This window comes from Lactococcus petauri, from assembly GCF_002154895.1.
Lineage (GTDB): Bacteria > Bacillota > Bacilli > Lactobacillales > Streptococcaceae > Lactococcus > Lactococcus petauri.
Window position 1 is genome coordinate 317709 of record NZ_MUIZ01000001.1, and the last position, 14390, is coordinate 332098.

At 38.8% G+C, this 14390-nt stretch carries 15 protein-coding genes; all 15 read right to left on the reverse strand.

Annotated elements, in window-relative coordinates; translation table 11 throughout:
* Positions 1-603: 603 nt before the first annotated feature.
* The gene (locus BZZ03_RS01685; RefSeq protein WP_019293790.1) at positions 604-1968 is read right to left on the reverse strand and encodes an acetyl-CoA carboxylase biotin carboxylase subunit; all 1365 of its coding nucleotides are present in this window, start codon (positions 1966-1968) and stop codon (positions 604-606) included.
* Positions 1969-2163: 195 nt separating this feature from the next.
* Positions 2164-2598 (reverse strand): 3-hydroxyacyl-ACP dehydratase FabZ, encoded by a 435-nt coding sequence (fabZ, locus tag BZZ03_RS01690; protein WP_004258779.1) that lies wholly within the window; start codon positions 2596-2598, stop codon positions 2164-2166.
* A gap of 13 nt (positions 2599-2611) precedes the next feature.
* The gene (gene accB / locus BZZ03_RS01695) at positions 2612-3085 is read right to left on the reverse strand and encodes an acetyl-CoA carboxylase biotin carboxyl carrier protein (protein ID WP_019293791.1); all 474 of its coding nucleotides are present in this window, start codon (positions 3083-3085) and stop codon (positions 2612-2614) included.
* A gap of 92 nt (positions 3086-3177) precedes the next feature.
* On the reverse strand, positions 3178-4395 hold the full coding sequence (gene fabF, locus BZZ03_RS01700) for a beta-ketoacyl-ACP synthase II (protein WP_019293792.1): 1218 nt from the start codon (positions 4393-4395) through the stop codon (positions 3178-3180).
* A 58-nt stretch (positions 4396-4453) separates the two neighbouring features.
* Positions 4454-5185 (reverse strand): 3-oxoacyl-[acyl-carrier-protein] reductase, encoded by a 732-nt coding sequence (fabG, locus tag BZZ03_RS01705; RefSeq protein WP_061413474.1) that lies wholly within the window; start codon positions 5183-5185, stop codon positions 4454-4456.
* A 78-nt stretch (positions 5186-5263) separates the two neighbouring features.
* The gene (fabD, locus tag BZZ03_RS01710; RefSeq protein WP_086582223.1) at positions 5264-6187 is read right to left on the reverse strand and encodes an ACP S-malonyltransferase; all 924 of its coding nucleotides are present in this window, start codon (positions 6185-6187) and stop codon (positions 5264-5266) included.
* 98 nt (positions 6188-6285) lie between these two features.
* Complete coding sequence (locus tag BZZ03_RS01715; RefSeq protein WP_003135454.1) at positions 6286-6507, reverse strand: acyl carrier protein; 222 nt, start codon at positions 6505-6507, stop codon at positions 6286-6288.
* 87 nt (positions 6508-6594) lie between these two features.
* Complete coding sequence (locus BZZ03_RS01720) at positions 6595-7572, reverse strand: beta-ketoacyl-ACP synthase III (protein WP_086582224.1); 978 nt, start codon at positions 7570-7572, stop codon at positions 6595-6597.
* On the reverse strand, positions 7572-8012 hold the full coding sequence (locus tag BZZ03_RS01725; RefSeq protein WP_004258807.1) for a MarR family winged helix-turn-helix transcriptional regulator: 441 nt from the start codon (positions 8010-8012) through the stop codon (positions 7572-7574). Before BZZ03_RS01725 ends, BZZ03_RS01720 begins: the two co-directional genes overlap by 1 nt.
* A 436-nt stretch (positions 8013-8448) precedes the next feature.
* Entirely contained in the window at positions 8449-9390 is a 942-nt protein-coding gene (locus tag BZZ03_RS01730; protein WP_019293797.1) for an iron-hydroxamate ABC transporter substrate-binding protein, read from the reverse strand.
* An 11-nt stretch (positions 9391-9401) separates the two neighbouring features.
* Positions 9402-10340 carry a FecCD family ABC transporter permease gene (locus BZZ03_RS01735; RefSeq protein ID WP_086582225.1) on the reverse strand — a complete coding sequence of 313 codons (939 nt, stop codon included), beginning with the start codon at positions 10338-10340 and terminating at the stop codon, positions 9402-9404.
* Positions 10337-11287 carry a FecCD family ABC transporter permease gene (locus tag BZZ03_RS01740; RefSeq protein ID WP_019293799.1) on the reverse strand — a complete coding sequence of 317 codons (951 nt, stop codon included), beginning with the start codon at positions 11285-11287 and terminating at the stop codon, positions 10337-10339. Before BZZ03_RS01740 ends, BZZ03_RS01735 begins: the two co-directional genes overlap by 4 nt.
* Complete coding sequence (locus BZZ03_RS01745; protein ID WP_086582226.1) at positions 11277-12059, reverse strand: ABC transporter ATP-binding protein; 783 nt, start codon at positions 12057-12059, stop codon at positions 11277-11279. The genes BZZ03_RS01740 and BZZ03_RS01745 overlap by 11 nt, the downstream gene beginning before the upstream one ends.
* A 291-nt stretch (positions 12060-12350) precedes the next feature.
* Complete coding sequence (yidD, locus tag BZZ03_RS01750; protein WP_019293801.1) at positions 12351-12617, reverse strand: membrane protein insertion efficiency factor YidD; 267 nt, start codon at positions 12615-12617, stop codon at positions 12351-12353.
* A 9-nt stretch (positions 12618-12626) separates the two neighbouring features.
* Complete coding sequence (locus BZZ03_RS01755) at positions 12627-14369, reverse strand: 1-deoxy-D-xylulose-5-phosphate synthase (protein ID WP_061413489.1); 1743 nt, start codon at positions 14367-14369, stop codon at positions 12627-12629.
* Between the last annotated feature and the right edge of the window lie 21 nt (positions 14370-14390).

The window sequence follows — 14390 nt, forward strand, 5'->3', positions numbered from 1 at the left end:
TATATTTTACGGTTAGACCCAATTCCATTATACCATTTGTGTCTTTTAAGATAAAACGATTTCATTTTAGTTACATTAAGTAATATTGTAACAAAATAACTCCCATCGTTTGACGATAGGATTTATTGTGTCTGTGAGTATTATAAGCCAATTATGGCCTATTTTAGTTGCTTTTCATGTGATATAATAATGAAAGTAGAAGTTTATGGACGGTAGCCCAACTGGGAGGTGATGCTTATGAAAAATTGTAGGCGATAACTTCACAATGCAGAAAGGCGACAATTTTTCTTGTCAACTTATGAAACCTTGACACTCATGATTGCATTTGCATTATTAGTGCTCAAAGTTTATGATAAAGACAATAAAAAATAACGTCCAACTTTAGCCCGTTGACGTTATTTATAACAAAAAATCGGCTACCGCTCTAAATACGGCTACTTGGGACTTGTTAGCGCAAGTCCTTTTTATTTACTCTCATTATAACATCGCACCAAGCTAATAGCAAGAGGTTTAAAACTGCGAGATATACTTTACCTACATCACAACATAACTTTACAAGGATAGAAAAACTTGATGATTTACTCATCAAGTTACTTCATGCTTTTATTTTTCCAAATATTCCGGCAAAAATGTATTGGCTAAAAAGCTAGTATCATAATCCCCGGCAATAACATTATCATCTGAAATTAATTCCAGTTGGAAGTCAATATTAGTTGTTAAACCTTCCACATCGAATTCCATCAAGGCACGCTGCATTTTCATCAAGGCTTCAAAACGATTTTCGCCATGAACGATGACTTTTGCAATCATTGAATCATAATAAGGTGGAATAGTATATCCCGTATACATAGCGGAATCCACACGTAAGCCTACACCACCACTTGGTAGAAACAGATTCGTGATTTTACCTGGACTTGGGGCAAAGTTAAATTTTGGATTTTCTGCATTGATACGGCACTCAATAGCATGTCCTTTGAACTCAATATCTTCTTGTTTCACAGACAGTTCTTGACCATCTGCAATTCGAATTTGTTCCTTAACAATATCCACACCTGAAACAAACTCGGTTACGGGATGTTCAACTTGTACACGTGTATTCATTTCCATGAAGAAGAAATCGCCTGAAGCTTCGTCCAAAAGAAACTCAATTGTTCCTGCGTTTTCATAGTTCACATGCGCTGCTGCTTTGACAGCTGCTTGGCAGATACGTTCGCGTAAAGTATGTCCAATCGCGACAGATGGGCTTTCTTCAAGAACTTTCTGGTTATTACGTTGGAGGGAACAATCACGTTCTCCTAAGTGAATAACATTACCATGTTGGTCTGCTAAGATTTGGACCTCAATATGACGTGCAGGGAAAATCATTCGTTCGATAAACATTGCACCATTGCCAAAAGCTGCTTTGGCTTCAGCGGTAGCTGCTTCGAAAGCGGGGACGAGTTCTTCAGCATTGCTGACTTTACGGATACCTTTTCCGCCACCACCGGCTGAGGCTTTCAGCATGACAGGATAACCGATCTTATTGGCTAAATCCAGTGCTTCTTCACTCGTATACACTTCACCTTCAGAACCTGGCGTAACAGGAACGCCTGCTTTGACCATTTCTGCACGCGCGTTAATTTTATCTCCCATCATATCCATGACCTGGGCTGAGGGACCGATAAATTTGATATTCATTTCTTCACAAAGACGTGCAAACTTTGAATTTTCACTCAAAAAACCAAAACCTGGATGAATAGCTTGGGCTCCAGTAGCAACAGCGGCTTCTAGAATATTATTCATATTCAGATAAGACTCTGTTGCACGGGCTGGGCCAATACAAATAGCTTCATCTGCCAGTGCTACATGTAATGCATCACGGTCAGCTTCTGAATATACGGCAACAGTAGCGACACCGAGTTCGCGTGCCGCACGGATAATACGTACAGCAATTTCACCACGATTGGCGATTAAAATTTTATTAAACATAGATTGATAACTCCTACCAATTTCTCTTTTATCCTCTGTTTCTGGTATAAAAGAGTGTCACCAGGCCTTGAGCTCGGTGCATTATTTGGGATTATAGTGGCAAAGGCCACGATCAGTAAACTCAAAGCTTTGAAACTTCAAAGTATACTTACTTTTAAAAGTTGCCACAGACTAACTGTGGCATTGATTATTTTTTTATTTTCCTAAAGCAAACGTTAGTGTGCCTTTTGCAGCTAATTTACCATCAACCTTAGCTTCCGCTTCAACAACAGCAATTGGCCCACGACGCTTGATAAATTTTGCATGCAAGATCAATTGATCGCCAGGTACAACTTGTTTTTTATACTTTACATTGTCCATTCCTGCATAAAATACGAGTTTTCCTTTGTTTTCAGGTTTTGAAAGTTCCAAAACACCTGCAGCTTGTGCCAAGGCTTCCATAATCAAAACACCCGGCATTACTGGATATTGGGGAAAATGCCCTTGGAAAAATTCCTCGTTAATCGTCACATTCTTAATGGCGGTAATTTCATCATCCGCGATATCAATAACACGATCCACTAAAAGGAAAGGATAACGGTGAGGCAATGCCTCCATAATTTTTGTGACGTCAATATTTACTTCTGCCATTTTTACCGCTCCTTTATTTAATGCGTACTAACTCTTGACCGAATTCAACTACATCTTCAGCATTAACCATGATTTCAGTGATAACACCGTCTTTAGGTGCTGGAATTTCGTTCATAACTTTCATTGCTTCAATGATGAGTAAGGTTTGACCTTTTTTAACTGAATCTCCCACACTAACGAACTCAGGTTTACCTGGAGCTGGTTGTAAGTAAGCTACACCAACTAAAGGACTTGTTACTGCTTCACCTTCTACTGTAGCAACTTCTTCTACAAGTTCTGTTTCTACTGCAAGTTCTGTAGAACTTTCGCTTACAGGCATTGGTGCACTTACTTTTGTTTCTGGAAGTGCTGTTCCTGTAGGCGCTGCAAGAATTTTATTTTCGTTTTTTGAGAAAGACAGTTCTCCTTCTGCTGTGCGCCAAGAAAATTCACGCAAGCTCGAACCATCAAACTGTGTCATCAAATCTTTTACTTCATTAATATTCATTTTTATATCCCGCTCGCTTTCTTTTCCACAATCTAAGTTAAAGTGCACTTAGACTCTGAGAAAGAAAGCAGAGTGCTTATCTTTCTTTTAAACTAATCTGTGAATTTTTTAAAGGCCAATACGGCATTGTGTCCACCAAACCCAAAGTCTTGTGACAATGCATAATTGATTTCAGCATCTTGACCTTGGCCAAGAACGACATTAATTGTCATGCCTTCGTCCAATTCTTTTGTTCCAGCGTTAACTGGTGCAAACTGATTTAAAATAGCTTGTACAGTTGCTACTGCTTCGATAGCTCCTGTCGCTCCGAGAGCATGCCCGTGCAAAGCTTTTGTTGATGAAACCAGAGCTTTATCCCCAATAACATTGTGGATAGCTTTTGCTTCCGTCTCTTCATTAGCATGTGTTGATGTACCATGTGCATTGATATAATCAACATCTGCTCCAGAAATCCCTGCTTCTTCTAAAGCAAGCTTCATCGCATTTTCAGCACCAACACCTGATGGAGTTGTCATATGGTAAGCATCGTTTGTGTTACCATAACCAACAATTTCAGCTAAGATATTTGCACCACGTGCTTGAGCATGTTCAAGACTTTCCAAAATCAAGACACCTGCACCTTCACCCATCACAAAGCCCGAACGGTCTTTATCGAATGGACGGCAAGCAATTGAAGGGTCTGCCTCTTTTGTCAAAGCAGTCAAGTTGGCAAAGCCAGCAATACCAAGCTCACAAATTGCAGCTTCAGCACCACCAGCGATAATAGCATCTGCATAACCGTGTTTGATTTCACGGAAAGCTGAACCAATAGAGTTTGCACCTGCTGCACATGCTGTTACTTCAGCACGCGACACACCACGAGCACCTGTGCGCAAGGCAACATTACCTGTCGCCATGTTGGCAATTGCCAATGGTACATAAAGTGGTGTTACTTTACGTGGACCTTTAAGAAGTGCTTGTGAGTTCTTTTGTGTCTGCTCCAAGCCACCGATGCCTGAGGCCATGATACAGCCCAAACGATCGTAATTTGTGTTCTCTGGAGTTATGCCTGACATTTCCATAGCTTCAAGAGCCGCATAGACAGCATAAAGTGAGAAAGTATCCATACGACGGGCATCTTTTTTCTCAAAATGCTTCTCAAATGGAAAATCTTTAACTTCAGCTGCTACACTGATTCCTGTCGCTTCAGCATCAAAGCGCGTAATTGGACCGATACCTGTTTGACCAGATTTTAGGCCATTCCAAAATTCTTCTGGTGTATTACCGATAGCACTGGTTACACCGTAACCTGTAATGACTACACGATTCATATTTTTTTCTCCTTTGGAGTTTGTTACAAACTTCTTTTTAGTCTAATCTGATATAAGGCTACATTGCCATACCACCGTCAATAGACAATACTTGCCCTGTCATGTATTCTTGCTCTGCAAGGAATTTCACAACTGTAGCAACTTCTTCTGGTTGACCAAATCGTTTCATTGGGATTTGAGCCTTCATTGTATCCTTGACTTTATCCGAAAGGACTTCAGTCATGTCAGAATCGATAAATCCTGGAGCAACAGCGTTGACGCGGACATTGCGCCCAGCAACTTCACGTGCAATTGATTTTGTCAAACCAATCAATCCCGCTTTGGAAGCTGCATAATTAGCTTGGCCGGCATTCCCAATTAAACCGACAACAGAAGTAATATTAATAATTGCCCCTTCTCTCGCACGCGTCATTGGTTTTAGAACTGCCTGTGTCATATTGAAGGCACCTGTGAGATTTATTTTTAAAACAGCTTCGAAATCTTCTTCGCTCATTTTCAATGATAAACCATCACGAGTTATTCCCGCATTATTAACCAAAACATCAACCGACCCCAAAGCATCTACTGCCTCAGCAACCATACGTTTAGCATCTTCCGACTGGGAAATATCACCAGATACGCCAACAGCCTTAACACCAAAAGAAGTAAACTCTGACAAAAGTTCTTCAGAAATGGCAGAACGTCCATTGATAACTACGTTTGCCCCAGCTTGAGCAAACTGTAAAGCAATCGCCTTACCAATACCACGTGTTGAGCCCGTCACAAAGACATTTTTATTTTTAATTTCCATTATTTTTTCCTGTTCTTATGATTTTTAATTGCTCTCAAACCAAGTTCTACAGTGACAACTTTTACTCATTAAATAAGTTTAAGCTTCTTCTGTCACCAAAGCCTTGAATGAATTAAGATCTTCAACATTCGTAAAGCTTGCTTCTTTGTCGATTTTTTTTATAAAACCAGAAAGAACTTTACCAGGTCCAACTTCAATAAAGCGCTGTACACCAAGTGCTTTCATTGTTTCAATGGATTCGTAGAAACGTACCGGCTCCATAACTTGACGCGTGAGAAGTTCTTTTACTTCTGAGTCTTTCATCACTTTCGCTGTCGTATTTGAAATCAGTTCCAACTTAAAACTATTAAAATTAACCTGTTCAAGTTCTTTGGCTAACTTTTCGCTCGCGGGTTTTAAGATGGCTGTATGGAAAGGACCAGATACTTTCAGCTCAATCAGACGTTTTACGCCAGCTTCTTTTAGAAGTTCAACAGCGTAATCAACGGCTTCAGCTTGACCACCAATAACAATTTGAGCCGGAGTGTTATAGTTTGCTGGGCTTACAATTCCACGTTCCGCTGCTTGTTCACAAATTTCTTCGATCAAAGCAGCTTCAGTATTCATCACAGCAACCATTTTACCTGATCCTGTTGGTGCAGCTTCAGTCATATATTGACCACGTTTTGCTACTAAAGCAACAGCTTCCACAAAATCAAGTGCACCACTGGCTACCAATGCAGAGTACTCGCCTAAAGAAAGTCCAGCCACAAGATCTGGCTTAATACCTTGTTCTGAAAGCAAACGAAGGATTGCTACAGATGTTGTTAAAATAGCTGGTTGTGTATATTGTGTCTCGTTGAGTTTTGTTTCATCATTATCGATTAACTCCCGAAGATTATAACCCAAGACTTGACTTGCTTGATCAAAAGTTTCTCTGACAATGTCAAATTCATCATAAAGGTCTTTAGCCATACCCAATTTTTGAGCGCCTTGACCAGAAAAAAGAAATGCTGTTTTCATATTTTTAAGATTTCACAAAATTTAGATTTTTGTGACACTTTCCTAATTTTCAAAATTTATTATAAGTGAAAAACGGGGCTTTCACCCCATTAATTCTCTTATTGTTGAGCTTCAACATATTTAACGAGATCAGAAACAGTTTTCATGTCCGCTTCTGTATCTACTTCAACATCGAATTCGTCTTCGATATCGTTAATGATTTGGAAAAGGTCAAGTGAGTCAGCATCGAGTTCTTCAAATGAAGTTTCGAGTGTTACTTCTTCTTTTTCTTTGCCGAGTTCGTCAGCGATGATGTCTTGTACTTTTTCAAATACTGCCATGTTATTTCTCCTTTAATGTGTAGAAAGTATATATATTATAGCGTGATAAATCACTCATATAACCAAATTTAAATGTTATCAATCTTATCAAAGATTAATAATGAGCGTCCCCCATGTGAGGCCGCCACCGAAACCTGTCTGGACAATTTTATAATTTTCGTCCAAAGAAAGTTTACCATTTTTTATCGATTCTGACAAGAGAATAGGTATCGAAGCTGCACTTGTATTGCCATATTCTTGCATATTTTGCAGGAATTTACTGCGTTCAGCACCTAATTTCTTAGCCATTTTATCAAGTATTCGAGAATTTGCTTGATGCAATAAAAAATAGTCAATATCTTCAGGTTTCAGATTTGCTTTTTCCAAGGTTTCTTGGATATTCTTTGGAACGTCACGTGTCGCAAAGTCAAAGACCGCCCGTCCGTCCATTTTTATGAACTCTGTAACATGGTTAACTTGACCACTAAGTTCAGGATTAAGTGCTAAATAATTTGAGGTAAGGGAATCACCTCGAGAGCCATCTGTTCTTAGATTTTCTGCGATAATCAAAGGTTGTGTACCTGTGTCTTCCAAAAGAACACCACCTGCACCATCTCCAAAAAGAACAGCGGTAGAACGATCCGACCAATCCAAAGATTTAGACAAAACTTCTGCACCAATAACCATACCACGTTTGTAGCCGCCGGCAATAAGCTTCTCAGCCGTTGATAAAGCGAAAACAAAACCCGAACAAGCAGCTGTTAAATCATAAGCAAAGGCACGATGTGCACCAATTTTTGCTTGGACCAAGGCTGCCGTACTTGGCATACTGCTATCAGGTGAGATAGTCGCCACGATAATAAAATCAATCTGGTCTGCTGACAAATCAGCTTGAGCTAAGAGTTGTTCACCAACCTTAGCAGCCAGATCACTGGTATTTTCGTCAACTGTAATGTGTCGCTGCTTAATACCCGTCCGTGAATAAATCCACTCGTCACTCGTGTCCATGATTTTTGCCAAATCATCGTTTGACACAATATTTTCGGGCACATAGTGTGCCACCTGGGTAATTTTAGCGAAAGGCATTATTTCATATTCTCCAATGACTTATGTAATTCTTCAAGTTCGCCTGCAAGTTTGTTTTCGGTAGTCCCGTAAACACTTAACATAAGTTTTTCTGAAATGCTACGGAAAAATTCGCTGTGCGATGCACAGAGAGCCATACCTTTTTCAGTCAATACGATATAAGCCACACGACGGTCACGATCTGATCGTTCGCGCTTGATATATCCCTTAGTTTCCAAGCGATTGAGTGTAATGGTGATTGTTGAAAGGGCTAATTTTTGATTCCTTGCAATGTCTGTAGCGCGGCAAGTTCCCAAAGTATGGATAAGTGTCATTTGTTGAAGTTCTTTCACAGTTACATCTGGGTAATCAGAATCCTTCAAGAACTGTTCTTCTAAGTTCATGCAGTCGTGGAAAAGTTGAATCAACCATTCATTAATTTTGTCAAAATCTGTTTTCATTTGTACTTCCTGATATTTTGATGATACAAACCATTTACAATACAAAATTGTACCATAATAAAAATAATTTGCAAGTGCTAAGTAGATTTGAAAAATGCCTCTGATGGCTTGGATAACGTCTTTATCCTGCTTCATAAAGAAAAATTTCCAAATGTAGTCGACAGCAAAAAGATGAAATCATGGTATTTCATCTTTTTTTTATGAAAAAATTCCTTTTTAAAAAGGATCGCAAAATCCTTTTTATTTTTAACATTTGAGACTTTAACACATCTACTATATGCTTATTTTCATTATAGCAAAATAAAAGTCTAAAATTTTCTGTTTTTCTTGTTTTCTTGTGAATTTTGCTCAAAAAAAGAGTTTTAAATAACACTATCCCTCTTTTTGTCTAAAAAAACTCTCGAAAAAGCTTCCAAGAGTTTATGTATCCAAATTTTTATTTCGTTTGTTTTAATAGTGCATCTGTATAATCAGTCAGCTGCGCCATTGAAGCTGTGGGACCACCAAAGAAATAGACCTTCTCATAATCCATTGTGATGACATGCCCTTCTTTAACTGCCTTGAGATTTTTCCACACAGGATTTTTTTGAAGTGCTTCATATTGTGCTTTATCTGCATTTTTAAAATCGATAAAAATATAGTCTGCATCAAAATCTTTGAGGCTTTCAGCGTTGACTTCTGCATATCCTGTTCCTTCGGATAATTCCGACATTTTTGGCGATTCTTGGAATCCGAGACCACGCGTAAGTGCTTGACCACCGCGCGCAAAGTTATCGCCATAAGCGTAAATTTTATCGCCTTGGAGCTCTAGCAAGGAAATGCTTGATTGTGCAGTATCTATGCCTTGAGCTTTTAGCTTTGTTTTTTGCTCTTCAGCTTTTTTGTCAAAAGTTTTGAGAAACTCTTTCTTTTCATCTTCACGATTCAACAATTTGGCAAAGAAATCCAAAGATTTATCCATATCATTCAAATCTTGATAGTTAACAAGTACAGTAGGTGCTACTTTTTCATAATCAGAAACTTGAGTTTTATCCACTGTCACAATCAAATCAGGCTTTTGACCAATAAGTTTTTCAATATTAAAGCTTGGCGAACCAAGATCAACCATATTTTCCTTTTGTTTATCTGACAAATAAGGATTAGGAAAAGCCCAAGAATCCGTCCCAATTACATTTCCACCTAAGGTTGCAACATCATCCGGATAATTCTGTACTGCAATACGTTCCGGATGCGCAGGAACTTCTACTTCACCATTTAAGGCAGTGAAGGTTACCTTTTCCTCTTTTTGGGATTGTGATACATCTGAGTTTGAACATGCAGAAAGGCCCAAAAGGCCAACTGCTGCTAAAGCTATAGAATATAATTTAAGGTGTTTCATGAAATCCTCTTTCAAATTTTTTGTATTAAGTATATATAGTAAGGCGCACCTATAAGAGCAACCACAAAACCAAGCGGTAAGCTTGACGGTGCAATAATAATTTGCGATAAACTATCTGCTAAAAGTAAAATAATCATTGAGACCAAAGCAGTCATCAAAGCTCGTTTTTTACTTTCAAATCCCACCAGTTCGCGGGCTATGTGTGGTGCAATCAAGCCAATAAAGGCAAGACCGCCAACTAATAAAACGCCAATTGATGCAAAAAGTAGTGCCAATATATAAAATTGTATTTTACTCTTTTTCACATTTAATCCAAGGCTTGTTGCCATTTCTTGACCCAAACTTAGTAAGTCTAACTCTTTTCGGAAAAAAATGAAAATAACCAGACCAATTATCAACAGGACCAGATTCACACTAATAAAGGTTTTATCTGTTTGCCAGATGTCTCCGGATAACCAAACCGCTACTTGCTGAAAATCAAACCGATTAATGGAAAGTTGAGCTAAGGTAATCAAGGCCTGAAATAGAGCGGTAATTCCTAATCCAATCAGAAGGACTTGGATATTACTTACATTTTTCTTTAGCGCAAGATGATAGAGCAAGGTAAAGGAAAAAAGTCCTCCCAACAAGGCAAATAAAGGATACATAAAGATCCAAGAGCCCGAAAGTTTCAACCACTGACTAAGAAAAAGGAACAGTACCGCACCTGCACTGGCCCCACTTGTAATTCCAAGTGTACCCGCATCTGCTAAAGGATTATCCACTACAGTCTGAATAATATAGCCAGCCATAGCCAAAGCAGTTCCTGCAATAAGTACCACAAGTGTCCTTGGCATTCTAAACTGAGGAATCAATATGGATAGTAAATCCCAATCTGTCGAAAAGTGCGTCAAGTCGATAATAATAAAGGCAACCAAGAGGAATATTAAAAATAAAAATTTCTTTTTCATTTTTCCTCCTTACTCATCATATAAATGAAGAAAATTGCGCCAAATAAAAGAGTTAAGCTGCCTGCTGGGAATTCATAAGGCTTGAACAAATTACGGGCCAACACATCTGCTACAAGTAATAGCATCACGCCTAATAAATTGCTCATAAAGAACCTTTTTAAAAAATGTCCTCCTACCAGTCGCCTTGCCAAATGTGGCGCCATGAGTCCGACAAAACTAATCACACCGACACTCGAAACTGTCACCCCACTTGCCAGAGCCACCATAGCCATAATCAACAATCTGAGACGATTTACAGAAATACCTAGACTGGTTGCCATCTCTTCACCAAAGGATAAAACTTTTATTTGATTTGCAAATAAAAGAACCATTGATACAAACAGTACAGTCACAACCATTAAAATTTCCAATTTTAGTGGAGTGATTCCGGAAAAGGAACCTACAATCCATAAAAAATAAGACTGCATATTTTTACTATAAAAGGTCAAAATACTTGCCAGACTTGTCGCAAAAAGGCCAACAGAAGTTCCCACAAGAACAACTTTCATCGGTTGAAATTTACTTTTCACGGTAAGGACAGCTACAGTAACGAGAGCAATAAATGCTCCTAAGCTTGCTACAGCAGTGCCCAACCATCCACCTGTGGAAAGATTGAACACTAAAAGCAAAGCAAGTGCAAAACTTGCACCACCTGATATCCCCAATGTGGATATCTCGGCAATAGGATTACCTGTCATACTTTGAACCAGAAGTCCGCTACTGGAGAGGAGAATTCCTACAAACATTAAGGCCAATAAGCGCGGTAAACGCAAGTGCAAGACGACACTCTCGTGCCAAATCTGGCTGAAACTATAGTTTTGATCACCGAGCATGAGATATAAGAAAGACAAGACCATAATTGTCACCAAAGCCAGTGCAACTTGATAAGAAAACTTCCTAATCTTCATTTTTAACCCCTGTAATCATAAGAGTTTGGCAGAAAAGATCACGACCTAATCGAACGTGTAATCCAAAGCTCTCATGAATAATTTCCTCTGTAAATAATTCTTCCACCGGACCTGAAGCAAAGATTTCACCCTCTTTTACAATAACTAAATTATCCGCAAAACGCGCAGCGTGGTTTAAATCGTGGATGACATAAACTACTGTTTTGTTCATCTTTTTCGCAAAAGTTTTTAACAGTTTTAAAATATCAAGTTGGTGCAAAAGATCGAGATACGTTGTCGGCTCATCCAAAAGAATAATTTCACTGTCTTGCGCTAAAATCATCGTGATAAAAGCACGCTGACGCTGTCCGCCAGAAAGTTGAGCAACTCTTTGGTTACGTAGCTCCCAAATCTCAGTTTCCTTCATGACTTGCTCCACAAAGCGCTTGTCTGCTTCAGATAAGTTCTGTTGAGTAAGCTTTTGATGTGGAAAGCGGCCAAGACTGACCAGCTCATACACAGTTATATCACTCGGGGCTTGCATGGCTTGTGGGAGCAAGGTCAATATTTTAGCGATTTCTAGATTTTTACGATTAGAAAGACGTTCATCTTTATAGATAACTTCCCCTTCATACTTGATTAAACGTCCCAAGGCTTTGAGTAATGTCGACTTCCCTGAGCCATTTATTCCGATAATCGCTGTCGTTTTTCCCTGCTCAATTTCCAAAGATACATCTCTTAGAACCTGCTTTTTACCGTAATATACATTTAAATTTTTTGCCCCAAAATACATGAGTTCTTCCTTTTTAGCTCTAGTCACTCGAAGATGCCAATAATGTCAAATACTTTTTACATATTTAATTAAAGCATACTTTATAAAAGTTAACAAGTACTTTCTAAATTATTTTAAGTCAGATATTTTCCCTATCTTGATCTTTTATCGTTTTACTTATAATGTAAGAATTACAAGAGTAAAACCCCCAAGCCCAATGACTTGAAGGTTGTCCTGTTTACTTATTTTAATTATGAATTTGTTTAAATCTGTCTTGGAAATTCATCCTCACCTATGATTATAACAAATTTTTCAAGATTTCTTCTTTTTATCCTCAGGTGTCTCGTAATTTCTTCGCAGGGAAAACTTATCAGGTACCAAGTCATAACCTGGTTTACAAAATGGATGACATCGTAAAAGCCTTGAGGTTCCCATTGCAATTCCCTTGGTCGCTCCGTGCTTCTCAATAGCTTGAATCATATAATTCGAACAAGTTGGATAATAACGACAAGCCGGCGGTAACAGAGGGGAAATAAATCTCTGATAACCATGTACAGTTTTGACTAAAACTTTTTTCATTTTTTCCTTTTATTTTAGGGCTTCTAGAATATCTGCAATCATCAGTTCTGGCGTCAAATGATAACGATCATAAAGTTCATCCACAGCAACAGAGTCATTAAACTCTTTATCTGCACCATAATTCAATGTTTTCACACCAAATTGTCCAAGATAACCAGCAACTTTTTGACCAAAACCGCCATCAAGAATACCATCCTCGATGGTCACAAAGACTTTATGGTCCCCAGTCAATTCTTTCAAGGTTTTCTTATCAAGTTCTGCAACGAACATTGGATTAACTAGCGTAGCATTGATCTGTAATTTCTCCAATTCTTCTGCTACTTTTTGACCGTGACTAAAAAGACCGCCCAAGGCCAGAATGGCAACTTCTTCACCTTTACGCACAATTCCATACTGTGCTTTACTGAAATCAGTCAACACGGTTGAACGATTTTCCACACCATGCTCAGGAATTTGTAGTACCACTGGATGGTCTTTTTGTGTCAGTGCCCAATCCAACATCGCTACAAGCTCTTCTTCACTCGTTGGCGCCAAGTAGACCAAATCAGGAATGTTAGAGAGCATACCTATTGCAAAGCTCCCTTGGTGAGTTTTATCCGAACCAGAGATGGAGGCTGATTTTACAATAACGACCGCTGGTTCCTTGTTGATTGCCAAGTCATGTAAAAATTGATCATAAGCACGTTGCATGAAGGTCGAATTGTGAAAAATCATTGCACGTGCCCCACCTGCTGCAACCGCTCCGCCAAAGGTCGTCACATATTGTTCAGCAATCCCAGCGTCAACATAGTTTTCTGGGTGCTTTTCAGCAAATTCCTTTAGGTTATTCACCATTGGAATTCCACCATTGACTGCGACTAAAGGCATACCCTCAGCAACTTTTTCTTCCATATAATCAAGAATAATACGGGTATAATTTTTCGCTGAACTTATATTTTTCAAAGAGCCGTCTGCTAAATTGAAGGGAGAGCGCCAGTGGAAGGCTTCCTTCATGTCAACAGCAGGTTGATAACCATGTCCTTTTTCGGTATTGACATGTAAAACAATCGGATGGTCAATATCCTTTACTTCTTCAAAAAGAGAAATGAGCGCCTCAAGATTATTACCATCTGCTAAATACTTATAATCTAATCCAAATGCTTTAAACAGATTATTTGGTGATTGTCCATCTGTTGCGCGTAATTCAGCTAATCCTTTATAAATCCCACCATGATTTTCAGCGATTGACATTTGGTTATCATTGAGAATCAGGATGAAATTTTTATCATAAGCACCTGCATTGCTGATTGCCTCCAATGCTAAGCCACCAGAAAGTGAACCATCACCTAAAATAGCAATAATATTACCTTTTTGCGCTGTTAAATCACGTGCTTTAGCCAGCCCCATCGCATTTGCAACAGACGTTGAGGTGTGTCCAACAGTGAAAAAATCATGTTCTGATTCATGTTGACTTGTATAACCCGTGATGTCATGAAAATGACCATCTTGAAAACCGTGTTTACGTCCTGTTAGAATTTTATGTGGATAAGTTTGGTGGCTAACATCCCAAACGAATTTATCCACAGGCGATTGAAAGACTTTATGCAAAGCAATGGTTAATTCTACGACACCCAGATTTGGTCCTGTATGTCCCCCAATCTGACTGACTTTATTGAGCACTGCTCCTCGAACATCTTGAGCAAGTTCGGTTAATTCAGCAGCGCTTAGCTTTTTTAAATCTGCTGGCGCATTTACTTTATCTAAAATAGTCATCTTTGCCTCTTTCTACTCATT

Bases quoted from the DNA above. Each gene is read 5' to 3' on its own strand.
- BZZ03_RS01685 (WP_019293790.1), bottom strand. From the start codon at position 1,968: ATGTTTAATAAAATTTTAATCGCCAATCGTGGTGAAATTGCTGTACGT.
- fabZ (WP_004258779.1), bottom strand. From the start codon at position 2,598: ATGGCAGAAGTAAATATTGACGTCACAAAAATTATGGAGGCATTGCCT.
- accB (WP_019293791.1), bottom strand. From the start codon at position 3,085: ATGAATATTAATGAAGTAAAAGATTTGATGACACAGTTTGATGGTTCG.
- fabF (WP_019293792.1), bottom strand. From the start codon at position 4,395: ATGAATCGTGTAGTCATTACAGGTTACGGTGTAACCAGTGCTATCGGT.
- fabG (WP_061413474.1), bottom strand. From the start codon at position 5,185: ATGGAAATTAAAAATAAAAATGTCTTTGTGACGGGCTCAACACGTGGT.
- fabD (WP_086582223.1), bottom strand. From the start codon at position 6,187: ATGAAAACAGCATTTCTTTTTTCTGGTCAAGGCGCTCAAAAATTGGGT.
- BZZ03_RS01715 (WP_003135454.1), bottom strand. From the start codon at position 6,507: ATGGCAGTATTTGAAAAAGTACAAGACATCATCGCTGACGAACTCGGC.
- BZZ03_RS01720 (WP_086582224.1), bottom strand. From the start codon at position 7,572: ATGCCTTTCGCTAAAATTACCCAGGTGGCACACTATGTGCCCGAAAAT.
- BZZ03_RS01725 (WP_004258807.1), bottom strand. From the start codon at position 8,012: ATGAAAACAGATTTTGACAAAATTAATGAATGGTTGATTCAACTTTTC.
- BZZ03_RS01730 (WP_019293797.1), bottom strand. From the start codon at position 9,390: ATGAAACACCTTAAATTATATTCTATAGCTTTAGCAGCAGTTGGCCTT.
- BZZ03_RS01735 (WP_086582225.1), bottom strand. From the start codon at position 10,340: ATGAAAAAGAAATTTTTATTTTTAATATTCCTCTTGGTTGCCTTTATT.
- BZZ03_RS01740 (WP_019293799.1), bottom strand. From the start codon at position 11,287: ATGAAGATTAGGAAGTTTTCTTATCAAGTTGCACTGGCTTTGGTGACA.
- BZZ03_RS01745 (WP_086582226.1), bottom strand. From the start codon at position 12,059: ATGTATTTTGGGGCAAAAAATTTAAATGTATATTACGGTAAAAAGCAG.
- yidD (WP_019293801.1), bottom strand. From the start codon at position 12,617: ATGAAAAAAGTTTTAGTCAAAACTGTACATGGTTATCAGAGATTTATT.
- BZZ03_RS01755 (WP_061413489.1), bottom strand. From the start codon at position 14,369: ATGACTATTTTAGATAAAGTAAATGCGCCAGCAGATTTAAAAAAGCTA.